The sequence below is a fragment of the Streptococcus sp. 27098_8_109 genome (assembly GCF_041432295.1).
Lineage (GTDB): Bacteria > Bacillota > Bacilli > Lactobacillales > Streptococcaceae > Streptococcus.
The window spans coordinates 1-24409 of sequence record NZ_JAPVZJ010000004.1 but is presented as its reverse complement, the minus strand read 5'-3'; the positions used below and the strand labels follow the sequence as shown (position 1 = coordinate 24409).

Here is a 24409-nt window from a genome sequence, read left to right as displayed (position 1 = left end):
TCAAAAGTCTAAAAAGGAATTTTTAGATGGATATCAAAATAAAAAGGGGAGGAAATTATGAATAAGTTTTCAAAAACCTTGAGAGACAACTGGATCTTTCTCTTGATGGTTTTGCCAGGGGCACTCTGGTTGATTCTATTCTTCTACATTCCAGTATTTGGGAACGTGGTTGCCTTTAAAGACTACCACATGACCAGTAATGGATTTATAGATAGTATCGTGAATAGTAAATGGGTCGGACTCGATAATTTCAGATTCTTGTTTAGTTCAAAAGACGCCTTTATCATCACTCGAAATACTGTCCTCTACAATCTCGGCTTTATCTTTATCGGTTTGATTGTATCTGTAGGGATTGCTATCATCCTAAGTGAACTCCGTTCTAAGAGAATGGTTAAGATTTTCCAAACTTCTATGTTGTTCCCTTACTTCTTGTCTTGGGTTATCATCAGTTTCTTTACAGATGCCTTCCTAAACATTGATAAAGGGGTATTCAACCATTTCCTAGAATCTATCGGAATGAAGGAAGTCAATTTCTACGCTGACTTGGGCATCTGGCCTTATCTCCTACTTTTCCTTGGTATTTGGAAAGGCTTTGGATATAGCAGTGTCATGTACTATGCGACAATCATGGGAATTGATCCAACCTACTACGAAGCAGCGACAGTGGACGGGGCTAGCAAATGGCAACGAATTCGCAATGTAACTATTCCGCAGTTGACACCATTGGTAACTGTATTGACCATCCTTGCAGTCGGAAACATCTTCCGTGCAGACTTTGGTCTCTTCTACCAAATCCCTCACAATGCTGGTCAGCTTTATAATGTAACCAACGTCTTGGACGTATATGTTTATAACGGTTTGACTCAGACAGCGGATATCGGGATGGCTTCAGCAGCAGGTCTCTACCAATCAGTTGTCGGCTTGATTCTGGTTATCCTATCAAACTTACTGGCAAGACGAGTTGATCCAAACTCAGCCTTGTTCTAGAAAGGAGGAGAATATGGCAGAAAAGAAAATTAAAAAAGAAAAAATTGATAATGTCGGCATTCACTCCTTCAGTAAGAAAGCAGATATCTTCTTTAGTACCATTTCTGGTTTGGTTGCCCTTTCTTGTATCCTACCTTTTGTATTCGTTATCGTTATTTCGGTGACAGATGAAAAGAGTATCCTCCAAAATGGATATAGCTTCTTCCCATCTCAATTTGGATTAGACGGTTTTGAGTTCTTGGCACAATTTAAGGATAAAATCCTCCAAGCCCTCTTCATCTCAGTCTTTGTAACAGTGGTGGGGACTATCACAAACGTTTTTATCACAACAACTTATGCCTACGCCATCTCACGGACAACCTTTAAGTATCGCAGATTCTTTACGATTTTTGCCCTTCTTAGTATGTTGTTCAACGCTGGTTTGGTACCGGGCTATATCGTGGTAACTCGTTTACTTCAACTTGGTGATACAGTTTGGGCCTTGATTGTTCCAATGCTTCTCTCACCATTTAACATCATCTTGATGCGTTCCTTCTTCAAGAAGACCATTCCAGAAGCTATTCTAGAATCCGCTCGTATCGATGGTGCTAGTGAGGCCCGGATCTTCTTCCAAATCTGTTTGCCATTGTCACTACCAGGTATCGCAACCATCACGCTCTTAACAGCTCTTGGTTTCTGGAATGACTGGTTCAACGCCCTTCTTTACATCAAGAGTGACAACTTGTATCCATTGCAATATTTGCTCATGCAAATCCAGCAAAATATGGATTACATCGCCAAAGCAGTCGGTCTATCTGGTCAACTGGGAGTTGCTCTACCGAAAGAAACAGGACGTATGGCCATGGTTGTGGTCGCAACCCTTCCAATCGCGATTTTGTATCCATTCTTCCAACGCTACTTTGTAAAAGGTTTGACTATCGGTGGTGTGAAAGAATAGTGCTTATTGAGAAAGAACATTTCTCGTTTCCCAACTTCCCTTGCGTGAAGTTAATACTCTTCGAAAATCAAATTCAAACCGCGTCAACGTCGCCTTGCCGTACCCAAGTACAGCCTGCGGCTAGTTTCCTAGTTTGCTCTTTGATTTTCATTGAGTATAAGATCATTACATTGTTTATAAGTTTAAAAATAAAAAAAGGAGTTTTTGTCATGAAAAACTGGAAAAAATATGCTTTTGCATCTGCTAGTGTAGTCGCTTTGGCTGCTGGTCTCGCTGCTTGTGGAAACCTTTCAGGTAACAAGAAAGCTGCTGACTCAGCTTCAGGTGAAAAACCTGTTATCAAAATGTATCAAATTGGTGACAAGCCAGATAACTTGGATGAATTGCTAGAAAATGCTAACAAAATCATCGGAGAAAAAGTTGGTGCTAAATTGGATATCCAATATCTTGGATGGGGTGACTATGATAAGAAAATGTCAGTTATCACATCATCTGGTGAAAACTACGATATCGCCTTTGCATCTAACTATGTTGTAAATGCTCAAAAAGGTGCTTATGCTGACTTGACTGACTTGTACAAGAAAGAAGGGGCAGAACTTTACAAAGCACTTGACCCAGCTTACATCAAAGGTAACAGCATTAACGGTAAAATTTACGCAGTTCCAGTTGCAGCCAACGTTGCATCATCTCAAAACTTTGCCTTCAACGGAACTCTTCTTGCTAAATACGGTATCGATATTTCAGGTGTCACTTCATATGAAACACTTGAACCAGTCTTGAAACAAATCAAAGAAAAAGCTCCAGACGTAGTGCCATTTGCGGTTACTAAGAACTTCATCCCATCTGATAACTTTGACTACCCAGTTCCAAATGGACTTCCATTCGTTATCGACCTTGAAGGAGACACTACTAAGATCGTAAACCGTTACGAAGTACCTCGTTTCAAAGAACACTTGAAGACGCTTCACAAATTCTATGAAGCTGGATACATTCCAAAAGACGTAGCAACAAGCGATACTTCATTTGATCTTCAACAAGATACTTGGTTCGTTCGTGAAGAAACAGTAGGACCAGCTGACTACGGTAACAGCTTGCTTTCACGTGTTGCGAACAAAGATATCCAAATCAAACCAATCACTAACTTCATCAAGAAAAACCAAACAACACAAGTTGCTAACTTTGTTATCTCAAACAACTCTAAGAACAAAGAAAAATCAATGGAAGTGTTGAACCTCTTGAACACTAACCCAGAACTCTTGAACGGTCTTGTTTACGGTCCAGAAGGCAAGAACTGGGAAAAACTTGCAGGTAAAGAAAACCGTGTTAAAGTCCTTGATGGCTACAAAGGAAACACTCACATGGGTGGATGGAATACTGGTAACAACTGGATCCTTTACATCAACGAAAACGTTACAGATCAACAAATTGCAGATTCTAAGAAACAATTGGCAGAAGCTAAAGAATCTCCAGCTCTTGGATTCATCTTTAACACTGACAATGTGAAATCTGAAATCTCAGCAATCTCTAACACAATGCAACAATTCGATACAGCTATTAACACTGGTACTGTAGATCCAGACAAAGCTATTCCAGAATTGATGGAAAAATTGAAATCTGAAGGTGCCTACGAAAAAGTATTGAACGAAATGCAAAAACAATACGATGAATTCTTGAAAAACAAAAAATCATAAGATCAATTGATTTCGTGTATTCATTCCTAACTCCTAAACTAAAAATCACTGTTTTCCTCAGGCTTATCTGGGGAAGGCAGTGATTTTTTGAAATAAAGACATAGATACTCCTGTTTCCTCATTTCCCTTATTTTAGCCATTCAGGAAATCTCAAGCACTATTTAGGATTTAGAGTAAGGATTTGGAGAAATATAGCTTATATTAGAGACGTCTCGAGTTTACAAAGGAGGGATCACATGAAAAAGTATCAGCTTGTCTTCAAAATAAGTGCAGTCTTGTCTTACTTATTTTTCGTATTTGGTCTTTCTCAGTTGACGTTTATCATTCAAAATTATTGGCAATTTTCTTCTCAAGTAGGAAATTTTTTCTGGATTCGAAATATCTTGAGTTTGCTATTTAGCGGAGTCATGATTTGGATTCTGGTTAAGACAGGCCACGGTTATCTCTTTCGCATTCCGAGAAAAAAATGGCTTTGGTATTCGATTTTGACAGTACTAGTGGTAGTGCTCTATATCTCTTTTAACGTTCAGGCAGCTAAACATGTTCAGTCAACTGCTGAAGGTTGGGCGATATTGATCGGTTATAGTGGGACCAACTTTGCTGAGCTAGGTATCTATATAACCCTGTTCTTTCTGACTCCACTTATGGAAGAGCTGATTTATAGAGGATTACTGCAACACGCCTTTTTTAAGCATTCGAGATTTGGCCTTGATTTGCTCCTTCCTTCCATTTTATTTGCTCTTCCTCATTTTTCAAGCCTGCCTAGTTTGTTAGATATCTTCGTCTTTGCAACATCTGGCATCATCTTTGCTAGTTTGACCCGCTATACCAAGAGTATTTATCCATCCTATGCGGTGCATGTGATTAATAATATTTTCGCGACATTACCATTTTTGTTGACTTTTTTACACAGGGTATTTGGGTGAAATATTGGTACGAGAGTTAGGAATGATAGCTTTTCAATTTAAGGAGGAAAATGAGAATGACACCATTAAAATGGTTTGCAGGAGGAAGTGAACGGCGTTGTGAAGCCATGACGATCATAGATAACCTACTGGAAGGTATAAACAATACGCATCAACTTGCTCCTTTGAAAAATCAGTTAGTGAGTTATAAAAGACGATTAGAGGACGATGGGACCTCTACTCCATTTATTTTGAGTCAAATGAACGTTGACCTTGCGCGCGTATTGATTGATAACAAGCTAAGTTTGTCAGAAAGTCAAGCTGAGCAGATCAAAAAATTGAGAGAATTATCTGCTATTCGCTATGGTTATTGATGAAGCGCAGGGATAAATCCCTTTCTACAATTTCCAGTCAAATAAATTGCATTCGTTTTCTCAAGCAGGTATACTAGTATAGTTAGATGAAAAATTCTGAAAATTTAAGAATAGAAAAGAGAACAAATCTTATGGCAAAAGATATTCGTGTCTTACTTTACTACCTTTATACTCCAATTGAAAATGCAGAGCAATTTGCTGCAGACCACTTGGCTTTCTGTAAATCAATCGGCCTTAAAGGCCGTATCCTAGTCGCTGACGAGGGAATTAACGGAACAGTTTCAGGGGATTATGAAACAACTCAAAAATACATGGACTATGTTCACAGCCTCCCAGGTATGGAAGACCTCTGGTTCAAGATTGACGAAGAAAGTGAACAAGCCTTCAAGAAGATGTTTGTTCGCTACAAGAAAGAGATTGTCCACCTTGGTTTGGAAGACAACGACTTTGACAATGACATCAACCCACTTGAAACAACAGGTGCTTACTTGTCTCCAAAAGAGTTCAAAGAAGCTCTTCTTGACGAAGATACAGTTGTCCTTGACACACGTAACGATTATGAGTACGACCTAGGACACTTCCGTGGGGCTATTCGCCCAGATATCCGCAACTTCCGTGAGTTGCCACAATGGGTCCGTGATAACAAGGAAAAATTCATGGACAAGCGTGTCGTGGTTTACTGTACAGGTGGGGTTCGCTGTGAGAAATTCTCAGGCTGGATGGTCCGTGAAGGCTACAAAGATGTCGGCCAATTGCACGGAGGAATTGCAACTTACGGTAAAGACCCAGAAGTCCAAGGTGAACTTTGGGATGGGAAAATGTACGTCTTTGACGAGCGTATTGCCGTAGATGTCAACCATGTCAACCCAACCATCGTAGGAAAAGACTGGTTTGATGGAACACCATGTGAACGTTATGTCAACTGTGGAAATCCATTCTGTAACCGTCGTATCTTGACATCAGAAGAAAATGAAGACAAGTACCTTCGTGGATGCTCACACGAGTGCCGTGTTCACCCACGTAACCGCTATGTTTCAGAAAATGAATTGACACAAGCTGAAGTTGTCGAGCGCCTAGCCGCTATCGGTGAAAGCTTGGATCAAGCAGCTACTGTATAAAATTAAACAGTCCTTAGGGGCTGTTTTTCTATGCTTTTTACTAAAAAATCTAAAGTTTGTTTCTGTATCTTTCAGGAAAATAGGGTATACTATATGTAAACGATTTCAAAGGAGTCCAGTTATGACGAAAACATTTTTTATTCCAAATAAACAGAGCATTTTAGGAGAACAGGAAATTTTGACTGCCAAGTCGATCTTGGCCTTGGTAGATGATTTGGAGTCACATAGCTATGATGCTGTCTATCTCCGTCAGCCTCTTAACCGTCTTGAGTATATCGAGTGTGCGATAGTGGGGCAATCACAATTTCTTTTTAAGGTCAGTTATGCTGATGGTCAAAAGGCTTACCGTGTCGATCTTCCTGACCTACTAACGAAGACAGACTGGCAGATTATCAAAGCATTTTTAGATGCTCTGCTTGCTTATACAGGAACTGAGATTGAAGGACTAGATGGTTTTGATTTTGAAGCTTATTTCCAAGCAAGTATTCAAGCTCATATTGCAGACACTGCGGCTCGTTTTACGATTTGCCAAGGAATTTTTAATCCTGTTTTCTTTAGTCATGAGGATTTGAAAAGCTTTTTAGAGGAAGACGGCTTGGCTCAGTTTGAAGCGCGTGTGCGTGCGGTTCAAGAGACAGACGCCTACTTTGCAAGAGTTTCCTTCTATCAGGATGGAGAAGGCCAAGTGCACGGTGTTTATCATCTGGCTCAAGGAGTCAAGACTGTTTTACCGAGAGAACCATTTGTTCCTGCAGCCTATATGGAGCAATTGGTGGATAAGGAAGTGCAGTGGGAGATTGACTTGGTTCAAATCACAGGAGATGGCTCTAAACCAGAAGACTATGAAGCCATTGCCCGCTTGGACTATGCAAAATTCCTTGAGGTACTACCGTCAGAACTTTACCACCAACTAGATGCCAATCAATTAGAAGTACAACCCATCTTAGAAAAAGATTTTAAAACATTAGCACAAGAAGAGTAAAGCAGAAGCAGGTCAATTGCTATTTAGCGTGCGAAATATGGTTTAGTCTTGTTAAGTTTTGTAATATAAAATTTTAAGAATTGCTTAGTTCAATAAAAAACAGCATAATATAAAAAATATAATATTATTCGGTAACTAATTATCAGGAGATTTTAAGATGGATATCAAGAAGGAAGTAGGTAAAAGAATCCGAATGTTGCGAGAGATGAAACATATCACTCGTGAAACTCTTTGTGATGATGAAACTGAGATAACGGTGCGCCAATTAGCACGGATTGAATCAGGCCAGTCTTCCCCGAGTTTATCCAAGGTAGAGTATATAGCTTACAAACTAGGCTGTTCAATTTCACATATAGTAGATATGGATCATATGATTTTACCCTCCGAGTACTTGATATTAAAGGATAAACTCATTAAGTTTCAAACTTATGGAGATGATGATAGAATCCAAGTTAAGGAAGAGTTGTTTGAAAGAGTTTACGAACACTATTATGACAGTCTACCTGAGGATGAGCAGATTGCAGTTAGTGCCTTACAAGCTAGTTTTGATGTCTTTGTAAGTGAAGATGCAGGTTTTGGCGATGCTTTGCTGGATGAATATTTTGAACAAGTAAAGATAAGGAAAAACTATTCGGTGAATGATTTGCTTCTGATAAAATTGTACTTTGTTTCGTGTTTAGCAAGACCGATTGGGTATCATCATGAACTGTTTTGGATGCTTTCTAAAAAACTTATAAGAGAAACAAATTCATCCGATTTAGAGACAGCTTATATGTTAAAGAGAACAGTGCTTGATTCTTTAGCTGTTCAATGGATGGAAAAATCTTACTCCACTTTTGAGCCTTATGTTAAGGCGATGAACAGGCTGATGATTTTATCGCAGGATTTTCAAAACAAGCCAATTGTTGATATGCTTGAAGCTATGTGTACCTTATTTCATAAACGGGATAAGGAAAAAGCCATCCGCTTATACGATAGAGCTATTATTTGTGCTCAAGCATTTGGAGACCAAGTATTAGAAGCGCGTATATTGGGAGAAAAAGAAAAAGATTTAAAAACTTTTGAGGAAATGGAGAGCTAACATGACATTTTTGTCATGTTTTTTTATTTTTGAAAGCGCTATACTATGATCATAAAGAACAAGAGATAAGGAGGAAAGAAGCATGTTTGGATTTGAAGTATTCTTAAGTCTTAGTTTTTGGTTTTCTGGATAGGAGATAGAAATGGAAGATTTTAGTATCTCGCTAGAGACGTTTACACAAACTCGCCACAGTTTGCTGTTTCGAAATAACACGACGGAGCAAAAGTTGGTACAAATAGAGTTGAATAAGGAACCATTCCGTTTAGCTATTTTAGATGCAGGCGAAGAGCGAGTTTTAATCTTACCAGAAGAATTATCTATTATCGAAAGTTTTAGAATTTCAGAAGTGGAGGACAATCCATGATGTCAAAAAAACATGTTGTAGAGACAATGGTTCTTCTTGTGATAGCATCTTTATTTTTAGCAGGATTTTACTATCAAAACCAGGAATCTCATCATCAAGAAGAAACAGCGCAAGAGCTCCTCTTAAAAAAAGAGGAGGAAATAAACCAATATATTTCAAAAACTAAAAATACAACATTCAAGAATGCATTGTTAACCTCTAATGAGGGAGCACAGGTTCAACTATCAGATTATAAGTTTAGACCAAAGGTTGTGGTATTCTGGGCTAGTTGGTGTCCTGATTGCCAAAAAGAGCTCCCAATCATTCAGCGCCTTTATGATAAATACCAAGATAAAGTTGATTTCTTTATGGTGGATATAGTTGATGGGGAACGTGAAACACTTGAAACCTCTCATCAATTTTTAAGGAATCAGGGTTTTACCTTTCCAGTTTATATAGATCAAGATTTACAAGCTTTTAAGTTTTTTGATGTAAAAGCTATTCCAACAATATTTATAGTGGATAAAGATGGGATAGTGAAACAAATTTATGTAGAACAAGGAAGCGAAGAAATCTTGTCTAAAGATTTAAAACAGTTAATAAATGACTGAAATGAGAATCTCATTTGGTTATTATAAAAAATTTTTTAAAAGGAGGGTTTTCTGATGAGAAAACTAACTGGACGTGTCAAAAGACACATTGTAGCAGGTCGCTTTTGTATTATAGGTCTTCGATATGGAGTAGGCATATTTTGTTGGGATTAAATAGGAGGATGAAGTAGTGAAAAAACTAAGTAACAAAAATAAACAGCACATTGTAGCAGGTCGCTTTTGTATTATAGGTCTTCGATATGGAGTAGGTATATTTTGTTGGGATTAAAAGGAGGGTTAAGTAATGAAAAAACTAAGTAATAAACATAAAAAACACATTGTGGCAGGTCAATTTTGTGCTGTTTCACCACTCGGTATTTATGGAATGCTCACAGGTATTGGGTTCTTCTGCTGGAGTTAACGTAATCTAAAAATCTCTGGCAGGGTTCATTCCTTGTCAGAGACTTTTTAATATAATGAACGGAGAGAAACTATGAATCGTGTGATTTTAAGTCTTAAAAATATTGATAAAACATATGGGAAAGAACAGGTTTTACATAATATTTCCTTTGATATTGAGCAAGGGGAAATATGTGGTCTTATCGGTGAAAATGGTGCAGGAAAGACAACCTTAATGAGAATTCTTCTAGGACTAATTCAAGCTGATAAGGGAGAAATTGAGAGTGTTTCGCAGCATAAGATTGGTAGTATTATCGAATCACCTGCCCTCTATCCAAACTTGACTGGACGTCAACACCTGCAATATTATAAAACAAGATTTGGTTTAAAGACAGATATCACAAAAATGTTGGAATTGGTTCACTTGCCGGAACCGTCATGGGATCGAAAAGTAAAAAACTATTCCCTTGGAATGAAGCAAAGACTATCGATAGCAATTGCGCTTTTGGATAATCCAGAGCTTATTATCTTAGATGAACCAGTGAATGGTTTAGATCCTCAAGGGATTTCAGATTTAAGAAAAATGATTTTGAATTTACGGGATCAGTTAGGAGTTACTTTTTTAATCTCGAGCCATATTCTGTCAGAATTGGAATTTATAACAGATAAGTATATCATCATGAAAAAAGGAAAGATTCTAAATGTGATGAGTTCAAAAGAGCTAGCAAATGATTTGTCAGAAAAGCTCTTCCTTAAGACGAGTAATAATCAGATTCTAAAAACGTTTTTAAAAGAAGAGGGCATTGTTCATTTTGAGCAGGATGACTATCTGGTTGTGCCAGAAAAGGAAAAATTAATGGCTATCTTGGAATATAGTGTCGTGTCAAATCTAGTGATACAGGATATTTATATTAAGAAAGAACGCTTTGAGGACTACTATTTGCATAATATTATCTGATGATTTAAGAAAGGAGGAGAGTCATGAATTCTCTTAAAGCAGATATGTATAAATTTTACTGGGAAAAAAGAGGAGTACTTCCTAGTTTGTTGATAGGATTATTGATTTTGTTATTCTCCTTATTTTTTAAGTCATCGAATGAAGATGAACCAGCATTTCGAGTATTGATTTCAAATGTGAGTGGTTTTATTCCTTTGCTTTTTATCTCTACTAATTTATTTTTCTGGGGGGAAGATTATAGTTTCCGTACGATTAACATTCTCCTCACAAAAGAAAAACAACGTTGGAAGTTATTTTTATATAAAACTTTGGGAGCCTTTTGTTTGTCTTTCCTATATGTAACTATTTTTTATAGTTTAACAGCCCTCGTCTATTTGGAGGGAGACTTGGTGTTGATTGTTTCGACATTTTTACATCAACTACCATACTATTTGGTTATTATCAGTATCTCATTATTAATTTTTCAAATATTTGATAAGGTTTATGAATCATGTATGATTTATATACTCTATATTTTACTGTTTGATAACCTATTGGTTTATGTCCTTCCAAACTCTGGTGAGAGTGTGAGAGACTATTTATTAATGACTTTAAATTTGAAAACTTCCCCTGGAGTAAGTCAATTTACCCTTACGAATGTAGGCTATCCTATATTGGTAAGTATAGCAGTGATTGTACTTGCGTTTGTTGTATTCAGTAAAAAAGAATTTAAGTAGGAGTACTAATGATGAAAAAAATAGGAATTGTAATTGGGCTGTTGTTACTGTTTGTAGTGGCTGGAATTTTATTAACCTTAAAACGAGGAGAGACGACAATCAGTGTAAAACAATCGTGGGCTCTTTCTTCTAAAAGTATTAAAACGTTAGAGTTTTATGGTTCAAAGCAAGCAATTGATGTTAAAGTTGTCAAGAGTGAATCAGATGAAACAAGTGTTCAAATAGAAGGAAAAGTTTCCGAAGAATCAGTGAATAACATAACTAAAAACGTTAAAATGAGTTCAGATAGTCTATATATTCCATTTTCACAACATGGCTTTAATTTGGCTTTGAGTTCACAAGGGAAAGACAAGTTATATGTAACCATTTCCTTAGGGAAAAATGCAACTTTCGAAAAAATTTTTGTAGATACTCTTGTTGGCGATGTATCTATTACAGTTCCTAAAGATTTTGATGGAATCTATACTTTGCATACAAATAATACAGGAGAAGTTTTAAAGGTTCCTACGACAAATCAAACTTCGAATAGCGTCATTGAAGTTGATGGTTATAGTAAGATAAGTGTTGAAAAAGGAGAAAATAATGGTTAGTCACTATAAACAAGCAACTTTGCTGGATTGTGGAATGGCTTGTGTAAAGACAATCATTTCTTACTATTTCCCAAAATTAGAACATTTAGATAGTCTACAATTTGATAACAATAACCACCAAGGACTGTCTTTGTTTGATATAGAAGATATACTAAAAAGCTATGGTATTGATGCGGATTCTTATCAAATTGAGACTCCTAGTTTGTTAAACAACGTATCATTTCCTTATTTACTAGTAGTAGAAAGAGCTAGCTTGCCTCATTATATCGTCGTGTTGGATGGAGACAGTAGTTCATTGATTGTTTCTGATCCTGCAAATGAGGAAATTGAGAAAATTTCAAGATTAGAACTTTTTAGTCAGAGTGTAGGAATTGTTTTAATTCCTCAAAAGAATGAGAATGTTAATTCAGAAGATAGAAAAGATATTGTTACGATAAGCTATGCAGATAAGTTATATCATAGATTTCTAGCTTCACTTGGTTGGAAGAGAAAATTGGCAATCTTTTTCTTGGGATTAGCTAAAATTAGTTTACCTATTGCTATTGCTTTTTTACTACAAATAACAATGTCTGGTCTACTTAACATTCAGTTTAGTATTCAACTATTTACCCTAGCTTCAATAATATTAGCTTCATATTTGTATTGGCAGTTCTCTATATTAGAAACGAGATTAAAAGGAAAGATTGAGAATAATTTTTTAAATGATATTCTGTCCTCTTTTTATAAGAACCAATTAAATGATTTTTCTTTAACTAAAAATTATGAGTATGTGAGTAGTTATTTTTGGAATTTATTGTTATCAGCAACAGGTATTATGCAAAAATTTTACTTAAAGGTACAGCTTTTAGTGTTTTGTTTGCTACTGTTATTGCTATTAAAATTGAATATTATTATTTTCGCAGTTACATGCGTATCTATAGCTATTCTTGGTTTATATGTCAATTTTGAAATACGAAAAGTTGTAAAAAATCAGCGAGAATTTATTGCTAATAGTTCTAACTTTAGTTCTCTGGTAGAAAATACAATTTATGGTTTGCAAGATATTATAAGTTTCCAAAAATCTAGCGACTTCATCAAAGAATTTGATGAAAGACTCAATGAACTATTGGGAACGAAACTAGATAGTACACATATTACCAATAGATTATTAGCTTCTACGCAGATATTTATTGGTTTAACTGGTTCATTTTTGCTTGCTACTGTAAATATTATTATAGATTACGCACATATATCGGAGTATACAAATAGTATTTTGATTTTATTACTGTTATCCAGCATTTTAAATTCTTTAATTACATCTTGGGTAGCATTGAAAAAAAGTCAATATTCCTTTGAGTTTATTGGACTAGAGGAAGTAGGGATGGAAAGTAATCTTGCTACCATTCCAGTATCTAAAATTGAACAATTGTCATGCCGGAATTTATGTAAAAAATGGGATGAAAGATTGGTGTTTACTAAATTAAATTTTGAGTTCAATAGTGGTGAATTAACCGTTATTACAGGCGGGAATGGAACTGGGAAATCATCTCTTTTGAATATTATTCAGGGATTATCTTCTCCAACAGAGGGTGATATTGTACTGAATGGAATGGAAAGTTTTTCTACTTTAGAGGAGACTAATATTTTAGATTATTTAAGCGTGTATTCATCTGAATTTCATGTATTCCCTGGAAGTGTTTCAAAAAATATTAATTTCACTCTATTTAATAAGGAAAACTATGAATCAAATAATCTTGATAGTCTGAATCTCAATATAGCTCTAAGTCATCAGATTGATGGGAAAGCCACCAATATTTCGCAAGGTCAGAAACAAAAAATTCTACTCATGAGGAGTTTATCGCAAGAAAAGGACATCTATCTATTTGATGAGCCTACAGGAAATTTGGACAGAAACTCAACTGAATTATTTCTAAATGAGGTTGAGAAATTAGTGAACGAGGAAAAGATTGTTATTGTCGTGACTCATGATAAGGATGTTATTGCTAGAGCAGGTAAAGTTATTAATATGGACGAATTTCATTAAAAGTTAATAAATGGAGATTGGTGGTTTCTAATCTTAATTTTACATATAACTAGTTTGCATAATATTTGGAATAACGAACTTCATAGCAACGTTATCATACTACTGAACTCTAGGAATAAAACCCATCCTAGGACAAAGATTTTAAAGCATTAGCACAAGAAGAGTAAATCAGAAGCAGGTCAATCGACTTGCTTTTTGGTATAGAAAAATCCTGCCATGGATGACAGGATTGAATCTTAAAGAAAGGCTAAGATACGAAGATAATCTCCAATCAGTGCCACTTCAGCTACAAAGAAGAGGAGGATAATGACTCCGTTCACAAGGACAGACAAGAATAATTGATAGAAGGAGTCGGTTTCACTTGCTTGACTTGGCCTTGTAATGATATGGAGACTAGCAAGCAGAATGATTCCAATGCTAATCACACACAAGAGGGCTGTAAATCGCAGGCTATCAAAGAAGGCAAAGAAACTAGCAATAGCAGTGAGGAAGATTGGAATTGCCAAGAGTTGACTATATTGTTGGAGAACCTTTTCTAGCGTCCAGTCCTTTTCTTGGTAGATAAATCGTCTCACGACGAAACCACCCAAGAGGAATGAAAAGAAGAAGAGTGTTGTTGCTACTAGGATAGAGATAATCGAAAAGAGATTTAATGAAGCAAATTGTTCAGGGAAGTGATTATGCATAGTTGCTATATGTCCATAGTAAGCATGTTTGATGTGGTAGATACTAAAGAAAAAGGAAGATGCAGAAAACAGAATGAGCAAGAGGAAGGCTGTGTAACTGTGTGTGCTACTTGTTTCAAGACTGCTTGTAGGAGATTTGAGAGCCTCCACTAGCCAAGACCAAAAATCAAGCGCTTGCTCTTTCCATCTATCCGTAGATTTTGGAGCTTGGTCGGGGATATAGGGACTTTCTAAGGATTGACTGATAAGAAGGGGCTCTTTCGTGGTTGGTTTTTGCTGAGGAAGTGCTTCTTGACTCTCTTCAGCTATAGTGACTTTTTCTGTTTCTTTAGAAAGGTCTGACTCTTCTTCAGTAGAATCTAATGCTTTCTTTTCTTCTATTTCTGTTCTCGCTTCACTGTCTTCAGGAGCTTCAATTTTCTCTTCTTGCTGGCTTTCCAGTTCGACCTCAGCTTGAGAGACTTCCTCCTCTACTTGAGTATTTTTTTCAATTGGCGTATCGAGATTAGCTATCGTTTCTTCAGCCTTGTCTGCAACCTCTTGAGCTTGCTCTTCAGGTTTGTTCTTGCTTGTTGTTTTTACAAAATCATTACTTTCAAACCATTCTTGTTTCATGGTAGAACCTCCTTTTTAGTTAGATAAATATGCTTCCATAGTAGCGAATGTAAGCGTTTTTGTCAACGATTTCTAGAAGAAGACTCGTGTTCCTCTGCTTTGAGTAGATAGATATATTGGTCTGCCCTTGCTATGAGTTGATCTTTCACATCAGCTTTTTCTGTTTTATAAGGATTGCTTAAATGTTCATCTCTGTTTTCTTTATTGTTAAATGAACGTCTTCCTTCTCTCACAAAATGAAGAATAGAACCATGTTTTGTTGAAAGATCTAAGTTGATTCTTTGTTTTTCTTCTTCGGAAAGTAGCAGTTGTAGGTCTGTTTTCGCCACCAATTCCACCTTACCGTGTACTTGGATATTTTCAGCGTGGAAGTGATGTTCTGTTGACTCTAGCTGACTATCTGTAAGGTCTGTATCAAAGATATTAATGATATTAGGGGTTGTGAGTCTACTGTTTTTGATACGACTTCCTTCAATTCGGAGGAGATAGCTATTATTGGTATTGATGGTCGCATTTTCAAGACTAGCATTAGTGATACTGGTTTGACCGCGATTTGCTGAGATGTTGATCCCTTTTAGACTTCTTCCCTTTGGAACTTGGAGAATAACTTCTTCAAAACGACGAGAGTAGTTGCTTGCGATATGGAGAATCCCGCCAATTCCAGAAGAGAGAAATGGAGTTTCAGACAGTTTCTTATCAGTGAGGCTCAGCGTTTTATCGTTCTGATTTGTGATAAGATCATGGTGAGCAGAAAGAGATGGATGGTAAGAAATGTGGATTTGATCATCCAAAGAGTCTGTGATGGTGAGCGCGTGTTGGTGGAGCGTAATCTCTAGGTTTTCGACTTCCTTACCAAAGGTCAGCTCTTCCATCCGACTATCATAGACAGGCTCCTTGGACATGGCAAGCAGACTCTTAATCCCGTCAGATTGGATCCCTACAAAGAGCAGGATAAAGCCGATAATGGTAGTCACCACACCAAAAATGAGAAATCCTTTTGTCCATTTACGCATGCTGGTCACCTCTCTTTCCTTTTTTGAGAACAAATTGCACCAGGCGAACAATGAGTAGACCGAAGAAGCGGGCTACATAGGAAATACCTAGTAAGACTAGTGAAGAAGCACCGATAGCCAGTAAACCAGCACCAAAAATTAAGATAAAGGCTGATTTGGCTTGGGCGAGAACAGTGAAACTTTCAACTAAAAATAGGAATCCGCCGATGATACCAAGTATGGAAACCGCAAAGAAAGCTAGAATGACAGTCAAGGCTGCCACAAGGATTGCGAACAGGGACACGAGGATGGCGATTCCCAGAGGAATACCGATGGGTGCTGCAAGGAGAGCTAACAAGGCGATATGCAAAATTTGTCGGTTATTTTTTTGAGCGGGTGCCTCATTAATTTTTTTATCGAGAAGATTGGAGAGGACTTCGTGAGCTGCTTCCTTAGGAGTTCCTAAGCTAGCGATGAGTTCTTCTTCTCCTTCGACTCCAGCATCGTCAAAGAGTTCCCTGAAATAGTCCATGGCTTCAATTTGGTCAGCCTGAGGCAGTTTTTTGAGATAGAGTTCTAGCTGAGTCAGGTATTCAGTTCTTGTCATGGCGGATACTCCCTTCTATGATGCCATTAATGGTGTCTGTATAGAGTGCCCATTCATCTTTTAGGGTCACGAGCTGTTCTATACCACCATTTGTCAAGGAGTAGTATTTGCGCATGCGACCTTGGAACTCTCTAGAATAGGTTGTCAGAAAGCTATTGCCTTCCAATTTTTTGAGAATGGGATAGAGTGTAGATTCTTTGATATTAGCAATCAGCTTAATGGTTTGGCTAATCTCATAACCATAAGAATCATCCTGCTCCAGTACAGCCAAGATGAGAAATTCAATCAAGGCAGAGGATGTTGGAAAGTACATGGGGAACCTCCTTTTCTAATGTGTAAGATTTTTATATATAATTTTTCTACACATATATTGTACATCTAAATGAAAGCCCTGTCAAGAGAAATGTGTAAAATTTTTATATATAAAAAACTTCTAGGCAAAACTAGAAGTTTAGAGGATTTTATCGGCTCTGTCCACTGTAAAGAGGGCCACAGTCATCAGGATATCGACGAGTAAGAGGGCAGCTACAGCTGGTACCCAAGAGTGGAAAAGGTCAAAACTGTAACCAAAGAGGGTTGGTCCAAAGGCTGCTAGGATATAGCCTCCTGTTTGAGATAGACCTGACAATTGGGCTGTCTTTTCAGGAGCGCTTGTCTTGAGTGAAAAGTTGACCATGAGATAAGGGAAGAGGGCGCTTGTTGCGGTTCCGATGAGGAGATGGATGGCAAGCCAGTAAAAGAAATTATTGATTGGGAAGAAGAGCATGGAAATACCGACCACACCAGCCAGTGAGACCAGAGTGAGCATGAGCTGACGGTTACGAGTAGATAAACTAGTTGTCAGGCTTGGGATAGTCATAGAAAAAGGAATGCTAATCAGAGAGAAGATAGAAGTCAGCAAGCCAGCTTCGTGACTGGATAGGCCTGCGTGGATAGCCATGGTAGGTAGCCAGGTCATAGCGGTGTAAAAGAGCAAGGATTGAAAACCTGCAAAGACAATCACTGCCCAGACCTGTTTATTATGCATGACCTTTGCTTTGCTTTTTTGTTTGGTTTGTGGAGCCAGTCTGTGATTATAGCGGTGATTAGGTAGCCAGACCAAAAAAGTTGCTAGACAGAGCAGGGTGAGGAGGATGATGAGTCCTTTCCAAGAACTGGCTTGTGTAATAGGCACAGCCAGATAGGAGGCCAGAGCCGTTGCAATCCCCATAGAGGTTACATATAAGGTGGTCAGAAAACCAATCTTCTTTGGTTGATTGGCTTGGATAAGACTAGGAAGCAGCACATTGATGACTGCGATACTTGCCCCAACCATCAAGGTTCCTAGATAGAGCAGGGGCAGATTGATTAGTCGAATGAGAGAACCGATAGTCAAGAAGAAGAGGCTGTAGGTGAAGAGATGCTCCAAGCCGATTTTTTGAGCCAGTCGGGTAGAAAAGAGTGAGAAGAGGGTAAACATGAGGAGAGGAAGGCTGGTCAAGACACCAAGTGAACTAACTTCTACTCCCAGCCCTTGCGAAATATCTCCCAATATAATGGGTAAAACAGTGAAAGGAGTCCGCAAGGAAACACCAATCAGGATAATACCTGGAACAAAAAAGAGTGATTGCTTTTTCATATAATACCTCTTCTAGCTGATTTTAATAACAGCTTATTTTAAGGTTTTTTCCTTATAATGTCAAGTAAGGTTTTGGGCTTTCAAGATAAAAATGGGAAAGTCTTGAAAATTATGATAAAATAGTGGAAGGAAATCTATACATTGGAGAAAAACTGTGTCTGAAAAGCAAAAAATCAGCGTATTGATGTCGGTCTATATCAAGGAAAATCCGACATTTTTAAAGGATGCTATTGAGAGTGTTCAAAATCAGACCCTGAAACCGAGCGAATTGGTTCTGGTTGAGGATGGACCTTTGACACCTGAGCTCTATCAGGTATTAGACCAGCTTGAAGCTGGGTCTGATATTCCAGTGAAACGCTATCCTCTTGAGCAGAATCAAGGTTTGGGTCTGGCTCTTCGACAGGGTGTTTTGCAGTGTCAGTATGATATTATTGCCCGTATGGATACGGATGATATAGCTGTTCCAGACCGTTTTGAGAAACAGGTTCAGCTAATGGAGAAGAACAACCTCGACTTATTAGGTGGACATATTGCAGAATTTATTGACAATCCTGATGAGATTGTTTCTTACCGTCGTGTTCCGACCCAACATGCAGATATTGTAGCTTATCAGAGGATGAGAAGTGCCTTTAACCACATGACTGTCATGTTCAAGAAGGACATGGTTCTCAAGGCAGGCAACTATGAGGATGGCCTTTATATGGAGGATGATCTCCTCTGGCTCAATATGATTGCTGCAGGAGCTAAGACTGGAAATCTGGATCAAATCTTGTGTAAGGTTCGTGTTGGAGCAGGGATGTTTGAGCGTCGTGGGGGACTGCGTTACCTTAAACTCTATCGTCAGGCTCGTCAGCGCATGCTGAAGAGAGGGCAAATTTCTTACATGGAGTATGCCAAGAGTGTTGCCATTCAGATGGTTGTTGCTCTTTGTCCAGGATTTGTCAGACAGTTTATTTTTATGAAACTGTTACGAAAAAGCAAGTAAAAGATTGTAGCAAATCGTAAACTAGAGAAAAAATGTTATAATAACAATATAACTATTCAGCTCTTTTAAGGAGGAGTAAATTTCTATGAATAAAAAACTCACAGATTATGTGATTGATCTGGTGGAAATTTTAAATAAACAACAAAAACAGGTTTTCTGGGGAATATTTGATATTTTGAGTATGGTGGTTTCCATCATTGTATCTTATATCTTATTCTATGGCTTGATTAATCCAGCACCTGTTGACTACATTATCTATACGAGTTTGGCCTTCCTGTTTTATCAATTAATGATTGGATTTTGGGGATTGAACGCTAGTATCAGTCGTTACAGCAAGATTACGGATTTCATGAAAATCTTTTTTGGTGTGACTGCTAGCAGTATCTTGTCATATAGTATCTGCTATGCCTTCTTGCCCCTCTTCTCCATCCGTTTTATCGTACTCTTTATCTTGTTGAGTACTTTCTTGATTTTATTGCCACGGATTACTTGGCAGTTAATCTACTCTAAACGCAAAAAGGGAAGTGGTGATGGAGAACACCGTCGGACCTTCTTGATTGGTGCCGGTGATGGTGGAGCTCTCTTTATGGATAGTTACCAACATCCAACTAGTGAATTAGAACTTGTTGGTATTTTGGATAAGGATGCGAAGAAAAAGGGACAAAAACTTGGTGGGATTCCTGTTTTGGGTTCATATGATGAATTGCCTGAATTAGCCAAACGCCATCAAATTGAGCGTGTTATCGTTGCGATTCCGTCGCTTGACCCGTCAGAATATGAACGTATCTTGCAGATGTGTAATAAGCTGGGTGTCAAATGTTACAAGATGCCTAAGGTTGAAACCGTTGTTCAGGGACTTCACCAAGCAGGTACTGGCTTCCAAAAAATTGATATTACGGACCTTTTGGGACGTCAGGAAATTCGTCTTGATGAATCGCGTCTGGGCGCAGAACTGACAGGTAAGACAATCTTGGTTACAGGTGCTGGTGGTTCAATCGGTTCTGAAATCTGTCGACAAGTTAGCCGTTTCAATCCTGAACGCATCGTCTTGCTCGGTCATGGGGAAAACTCAATCTACCTTGTTTATCATGAACTGATTCGTAAGTTCCAAGGGATTGATTATGTACCAGTTATTGCCGATATTCAAGACTATGACCGTCTCTTGCAAGTCTTTGAGCAGTACAAGCCAGCTATTGTTTACCATGCTGCTGCCCACAAGCACGTTCCGATGATGGAGCGCAATCCAAAAGAAGCCTTCAAAAACAATATTCGTGGAACTTACAATGTTGCTAAGGCTGTTGATGAAGCCAAAGTACCTAAGATGGTTATGATTTCGACAGATAAGGCGGTTAATCCACCAAATGTTATGGGAGCAACCAAGCGCGTGGCTGAGTTGATTGTCACTGGCTTTAACCAACGTAGCCAATCGACCTACTGTGCAGTTCGTTTTGGAAATGTTCTTGGTAGCCGTGGTAGTGTCATTCCAGTCTTTGAACGTCAGATTGCTGAAGGCGGTCCTGTAACGGTGACAGATTTCCGCATGACCCGTTACTTTATGACTATTCCAGAAGCTAGCCGTTTGGTTATTCACGCTGGTGCTTATGCCAAGGATGGGGAAGTCTTTATCCTTGATATGGGCAAACCAGTCAAGATTTATGACTTGGCCAAGAAAATGGTCCTTCTAAGTGGACACACCGAAAGTGAAATTCCAATTGTTGAAGTTGGAATCCGCCCAGGAGAAAAACTTTACGAAGAACTCTTGGTATCAACCGAACTCGTTGACAATCAGGTTATGGATAAGATTTTCGTTGGTAAGGTTAATGTCATGCCTCTAGAAGCCATCGATCAAAAGATTGAAGAGTTCCGCACTCTTAGTGGAGATGAGTTGAAGCAAGCCATTATCGCCTTTGCCAATCAAACAACCCACGTTGAATAAAAAAGAAAAACGCATATTATCAGGTCTTGAAAAACCTTGGTAATATGCGTTTTGTTATGTAGAGACTTATACTCTTCGAAAATCTTTTCAAACCACGTTAACGTCGCCTTGTCGTATGTATATGTTATTGAAAATACCTCAAAACTTCTATGGGTTTGTGGGCGATATAATCAGGCTGATAGTTTAGTAGATCTGCTTGCTCTCCAAATCCCCAAGTGACGGCCAATTTCTGAATGCCTGTTTCTTGAGCTCCAAGCATATCAAACTTGGTATCTCCGATGATGATGGCTTGTTCCGGTGCTAGTTGATGTGTCTGCAAGGCTTGGCGTATGACATCTGTCTTATGGGGTGCTTCGGGGCTGGAACCATAAATGCCATCAAAGAAATGATAGATTCCCAAGTTTTTAGTCATGTCTTGAGCGGTTGGAGTATTCTTTGTAGTGGTGATATAAAGAGGGTAATTGCTCGATAACTTCTCAAGCAAGCCTACAATATGAGGGAAGAGCTGAGCTTCATGGATGCCTTTCTCCTTATAGTACGAACGGTATATCTGCACGGCTTCAGAAATTTGTTCTTTGGGAAGGCAGGTCGCAAAACTACTTTCAAGAGGCGGTCCCATAAAACCACGAATAGTTTTGGCATCAGGGCTAGGTACCCCCAGCTCCTTAAAGGTATGGGTAAAGGCATTGTGAATCCCGATAGAACTATCAACGAGGGTTCCGTCCAGATCGAAAAAGATAGCTGAGATAGAGGTCATGGTTTCTCCTATTTGATAAGCTTATTCTCCGAAAATTTCTTTTTGGAGGCGACGACCAGTAGGGGTGGCAGCGAGTCCACCTTCAGCTGTTTCACGAAAGGCAGTTGGCATGCTTGCTCCTACTTGGTACATGGCATCGATAACTTCATCCACAGGGATTTTAGATTCGATACCTGCCAGGGCCATGTCTGCTGCGATGAAGGCAAAGCTAGCTCCCATGGCATTGCGTTTGACACAGGGAACTTCGACCAAGCCGGCAACAGGGTCACAGATGAGGCCTAGCATATTTTTAATGACAAAGGCAATGGCCTGACTGGCCTGATAAGGTGTTCCACCGGCAGCTAGAGTCAAGGCTGCAGCACTCATAGCAGAGGCCGAACCAACCTCGGCCTGACAGCCACCTTCAGCACCTGAGATAGAGGCATTGTTTGCGATGACTAGTCCAAAGGCACCGGCAGCAAAGAGAAAATCCAGCTGTTGCTCGTGGCTGAGGTCTAATTTTTCAATAGCAGCTGTTAGAACGGAAGGCAGACAGCCAGCACTTCCAGCGGTTGGAGTAGCGCAGACCAAGCCCATTTTGGCATTGTGTTCATTGACTGCGATGGCATTTCGGGCAGCAGAGAGAATCGTGTAATCTGATAGAGTTTTTCCGCTTTTGATGTAGTGATCCAATTTGGCAGCATCTCCACCTGTCAGGCCACTACGAGATTTATTTTCATTGAGTCCGAGTTGGACAGAGGCTTTCATAACTTCTAGATTTCGTTCCATGAGAAGGAGGACTTCTTCACGTTCGCGACCGGTCAATTCAAACTCTGTTGTAATCATGAGTTCTGAGACATTTCCTTGAAAGTCCAGATCTGCTTGCTCGACCAATTCTTTGATAGAATAAAACATGCTTCCTCCTATTTAAAGAAATTGACATTGTGGAGATGAGGAATTTTTCGAATTTCTTCGATGGCCTCATCACAGTTACGACTGTCAACTTCGATAATCATAATAGCTTTTTCACCAGCTTTTTCACGAGTGACATTCATCTGGGCGATATTGATATCATAGCGGGAAAGTGCCTCTGTTACGAGGGCAATCATGCCTGGAATATCTTGATGAACGATGATGATAGTCGGTGTATTCATATTGAGAGAGACGGCAAAGCCATTGAGTTCGGTTACCTGAATATTTCCTCCACCGATAGAAATACCAGTTACGCTGATGGTCTTGTGAGCATTTTTGACGGTAATTTTAGTGGTGTTTGGGTGAGGAGCATTGCTGTCTTTCTGAATGGTCCAGACAATCTTGATGCCACGCTTGTGGGCAATTTCCAGGCTGTTTGGGATTTCAGGATCATCTGTATCCATGCCCAAAATACCTGCAACAAGGGCTAGGTCTGTTCCGTGACCTCGATAGGTTTTGGCAAATGAGTTAAATAGTTGGAATTCGACTTCTGTCGGAGTATCATCAAAAATGGAAGAGACAATCTTCCCAATACGAACAGCACCAGCTGTATGGCTACTAGATGGGCCAATCATAACTGGTCCGATGATATCAAAGACAGATTGAAAACGAAGTGATTTCATCAGTTTCCCCTTATAAAAATTCTTATCTCTATTATATCAAAGAATGAAGGGCTTGGCTTTAATTGTGGATGAAAACCTTTTTACACTACAAATAGCATAAAAAAGCATCTTTTGTAACAAAAAATAGCTTATTTAGGGAAATAAAAAATAATTTTGTAATATTTCTACATAAAAGTGTCAAGAAACGGTAATATTTAAAGGGTATGATAGAACTATAGAAAGAAGGAGAATTTTCAAATATGAAATCAACAACTAAAAAGATTAAAACAACTCTTGCAGGAGTAGCTGCCTTGTTTGCAGTATTTGCTCCATCATTTGTATCTGCTCAAGAATCATCAACTTACACTGTTAAAGAAGGTGATACACTTTCAGAAATCGCTGAAACTCACAACACAACTGTTGAGAAATTGGCAGAAAACAACCACATCGACAACGTTCATTTGATTTATGTTGGCCAAGAGTTGGTTATCGACGGTCCTGTAGCACCTGTTGCAACACCAGCGCCAACTACTTATGCAGCACCAGCAGCTCAAGATGAAACTGTTTCAGCTCCAGCAGCAGAAACTACAGAAGTAGCAGAGGAAGCAGCTCCAGTGGCAAGCGCACCTGCTGCAGAAGAAACTGTTGCTGCAGCAGAAACTTCAGCACCAGCTGCAACTGTAAGTGGATCTGAAGCAGAAGCTAAAGAATGGATTGCACAAAAAGAATCAGGTGGTAGCTATACAGCTACAAACGGCCAATACATTGGACGTTACCAATTGACAGATTCATACTTGAACGGTGACTACTCAGCTGAAAACCAAGAACGTGTAGCAGATGCCTACGTTGCAGGACGTTACGGTTCATGGTCAGCTGCTAAAAACTTCTGGCTTAACAACGGCTGGTATTAAGAAATAACGAACAGAATAATATGAAAAGGTCGAGGAAATCCCTCGACTTTTTTAT

The 24409-nt window shown here is 38.7% G+C and carries 25 protein-coding genes; 17 read left to right on the top strand and 8 right to left on the bottom strand.

The window, feature by feature from the left end:
- Window positions 1-57 precede the first annotated feature (57 nt).
- From O3664_RS02580 to O3664_RS02515, 14 genes are all read left to right on the top strand, one after another.
- A complete protein-coding gene (locus tag O3664_RS02580; protein WP_004254906.1) occupies window positions 58-987 on the top strand; it encodes a sugar ABC transporter permease in 930 nt (309 codons plus the stop codon).
- A gap of 13 nt (window positions 988-1000) precedes the next feature.
- Window positions 1001-1924 carry a carbohydrate ABC transporter permease gene (locus O3664_RS02575; protein ID WP_000818353.1) on the top strand — a complete coding sequence of 308 codons (924 nt, stop codon included), beginning with the start codon at window positions 1001-1003 and terminating at the stop codon, window positions 1922-1924.
- Window positions 1925-2133: 209 nt separating this feature from the next.
- On the top strand, window positions 2134-3615 hold the full coding sequence (locus tag O3664_RS02570; protein WP_371613599.1) for an ABC transporter substrate-binding protein: 1482 nt from the start codon (window positions 2134-2136) through the stop codon (window positions 3613-3615).
- 236 nt (window positions 3616-3851) lie between these two features.
- Window positions 3852-4541, top strand: a complete 690-nt coding sequence (locus O3664_RS02565) for a lysostaphin resistance A-like protein (RefSeq protein WP_371613598.1) — start codon at window positions 3852-3854, stop codon at window positions 4539-4541.
- A gap of 56 nt (window positions 4542-4597) precedes the next feature.
- A complete protein-coding gene (locus O3664_RS02560; RefSeq protein WP_261018596.1) occupies window positions 4598-4894 on the top strand; it encodes a bacteriocin immunity protein in 297 nt (98 codons plus the stop codon).
- Between the two features lie 131 nt (window positions 4895-5025).
- Window positions 5026-6012, top strand: coding sequence for a rhodanese-related sulfurtransferase (locus O3664_RS02555; protein WP_001030024.1), 987 nt, complete (start codon window positions 5026-5028; stop codon window positions 6010-6012).
- Window positions 6013-6133: 121 nt separating this feature from the next.
- Window positions 6134-6994, top strand: a complete 861-nt coding sequence (locus O3664_RS02550; RefSeq protein ID WP_084950677.1) for a DUF4299 family protein — start codon at window positions 6134-6136, stop codon at window positions 6992-6994.
- A 157-nt stretch (window positions 6995-7151) separates the two neighbouring features.
- Window positions 7152-8075: an XRE family transcriptional regulator gene (locus O3664_RS02545; RefSeq protein ID WP_020902121.1), complete on the top strand. Its 924-nt coding sequence runs from the start codon at window positions 7152-7154 to the stop codon at window positions 8073-8075.
- A 142-nt stretch (window positions 8076-8217) separates the two neighbouring features.
- Window positions 8218-8439: a hypothetical protein gene (locus tag O3664_RS02540; RefSeq protein WP_000389381.1), complete on the top strand. Its 222-nt coding sequence runs from the start codon at window positions 8218-8220 to the stop codon at window positions 8437-8439.
- Window positions 8436-9029, top strand: coding sequence for a TlpA disulfide reductase family protein (locus tag O3664_RS02535; RefSeq protein ID WP_033682461.1), 594 nt, complete (start codon window positions 8436-8438; stop codon window positions 9027-9029). Before O3664_RS02540 ends, O3664_RS02535 begins: the two co-directional genes overlap by 4 nt.
- Before the next feature lie 472 nt (window positions 9030-9501).
- Window positions 9502-10365, top strand: coding sequence for an ATP-binding cassette domain-containing protein (locus O3664_RS02530; RefSeq protein WP_020902118.1), 864 nt, complete (start codon window positions 9502-9504; stop codon window positions 10363-10365).
- A gap of 23 nt (window positions 10366-10388) precedes the next feature.
- Window positions 10389-11081, top strand: a complete 693-nt coding sequence (locus O3664_RS02525; RefSeq protein ID WP_020902117.1) for a hypothetical protein — start codon at window positions 10389-10391, stop codon at window positions 11079-11081.
- Window positions 11082-11089: 8 nt separating this feature from the next.
- On the top strand, window positions 11090-11671 hold the full coding sequence (locus O3664_RS02520; protein ID WP_020902116.1) for a hypothetical protein: 582 nt from the start codon (window positions 11090-11092) through the stop codon (window positions 11669-11671).
- Window positions 11664-13694, top strand: a complete 2031-nt coding sequence (locus O3664_RS02515) for an ATP-binding cassette domain-containing protein (protein ID WP_020902115.1) — start codon at window positions 11664-11666, stop codon at window positions 13692-13694. The genes O3664_RS02520 and O3664_RS02515 overlap by 8 nt, the downstream gene beginning before the upstream one ends.
- 236 nt (window positions 13695-13930) lie before the next feature.
- On the opposite strand, the gene O3664_RS02510 is transcribed toward O3664_RS02515, so the two are convergent.
- From O3664_RS02510 to O3664_RS02490, 5 genes are all read right to left on the bottom strand, one after another.
- Window positions 13931-14995, bottom strand: a complete 1065-nt coding sequence (locus tag O3664_RS02510) for a DUF6574 domain-containing protein (RefSeq protein WP_120719078.1) — start codon at window positions 14993-14995, stop codon at window positions 13931-13933.
- 62 nt (window positions 14996-15057) lie between these two features.
- Window positions 15058-16008 (bottom strand): DUF4097 family beta strand repeat-containing protein, encoded by a 951-nt coding sequence (locus O3664_RS02505; RefSeq protein ID WP_371613597.1) that lies wholly within the window; start codon window positions 16006-16008, stop codon window positions 15058-15060.
- On the bottom strand, window positions 16001-16594 hold the full coding sequence (locus O3664_RS02500) for a DUF1700 domain-containing protein (RefSeq protein ID WP_024057314.1): 594 nt from the start codon (window positions 16592-16594) through the stop codon (window positions 16001-16003). Before O3664_RS02500 ends, O3664_RS02505 begins: the two co-directional genes overlap by 8 nt.
- Window positions 16581-16907, bottom strand: coding sequence for a PadR family transcriptional regulator (locus O3664_RS02495; protein ID WP_000273858.1), 327 nt, complete (start codon window positions 16905-16907; stop codon window positions 16581-16583). The genes O3664_RS02500 and O3664_RS02495 overlap by 14 nt, the downstream gene beginning before the upstream one ends.
- Window positions 16908-17045: 138 nt before the next feature.
- Complete coding sequence (locus O3664_RS02490; RefSeq protein WP_261037664.1) at window positions 17046-18212, bottom strand: MFS transporter; 1167 nt, start codon at window positions 18210-18212, stop codon at window positions 17046-17048.
- Between the two features lie 154 nt (window positions 18213-18366).
- Here O3664_RS02490 and O3664_RS02485 point away from each other — a divergent pair, with 154 nt between their 5' ends.
- Both O3664_RS02485 and O3664_RS02480 read left to right on the top strand, forming a co-directional pair.
- Window positions 18367-19197: a glycosyltransferase gene (locus tag O3664_RS02485; protein WP_060627373.1), complete on the top strand. Its 831-nt coding sequence runs from the start codon at window positions 18367-18369 to the stop codon at window positions 19195-19197.
- A gap of 85 nt (window positions 19198-19282) precedes the next feature.
- Window positions 19283-21133, top strand: coding sequence for a nucleoside-diphosphate sugar epimerase/dehydratase (locus tag O3664_RS02480; RefSeq protein WP_237447161.1), 1851 nt, complete (start codon window positions 19283-19285; stop codon window positions 21131-21133).
- A 124-nt stretch (window positions 21134-21257) separates the two neighbouring features.
- Here O3664_RS02480 and O3664_RS02475 read toward each other — a convergent pair whose 3' ends face one another.
- The 3 genes from O3664_RS02475 to sdaAB are packed head-to-tail and all read right to left on the bottom strand — an operon-like array spanning window position 21258 to window position 23464.
- Window positions 21258-21890 (bottom strand): HAD family hydrolase, encoded by a 633-nt coding sequence (locus O3664_RS02475; RefSeq protein WP_371613596.1) that lies wholly within the window; start codon window positions 21888-21890, stop codon window positions 21258-21260.
- 21 nt (window positions 21891-21911) lie between these two features.
- Window positions 21912-22784, bottom strand: coding sequence for an L-serine ammonia-lyase, iron-sulfur-dependent, subunit alpha (gene sdaAA / locus O3664_RS02470; RefSeq protein WP_371613595.1), 873 nt, complete (start codon window positions 22782-22784; stop codon window positions 21912-21914).
- An 8-nt stretch (window positions 22785-22792) separates the two neighbouring features.
- Window positions 22793-23464, bottom strand: coding sequence for an L-serine ammonia-lyase, iron-sulfur-dependent subunit beta (gene sdaAB, locus O3664_RS02465; RefSeq protein ID WP_000838909.1), 672 nt, complete (start codon window positions 23462-23464; stop codon window positions 22793-22795).
- 239 nt (window positions 23465-23703) lie between these two features.
- Between sdaAB and O3664_RS02460 the strand changes: the two genes are divergently transcribed.
- The gene (locus tag O3664_RS02460) at window positions 23704-24354 is read left to right on the top strand and encodes a LysM domain-containing protein (protein ID WP_247939695.1); all 651 of its coding nucleotides are present in this window, start codon (window positions 23704-23706) and stop codon (window positions 24352-24354) included.
- The last annotated feature ends 55 nt before the right edge of the window (window positions 24355-24409 follow it).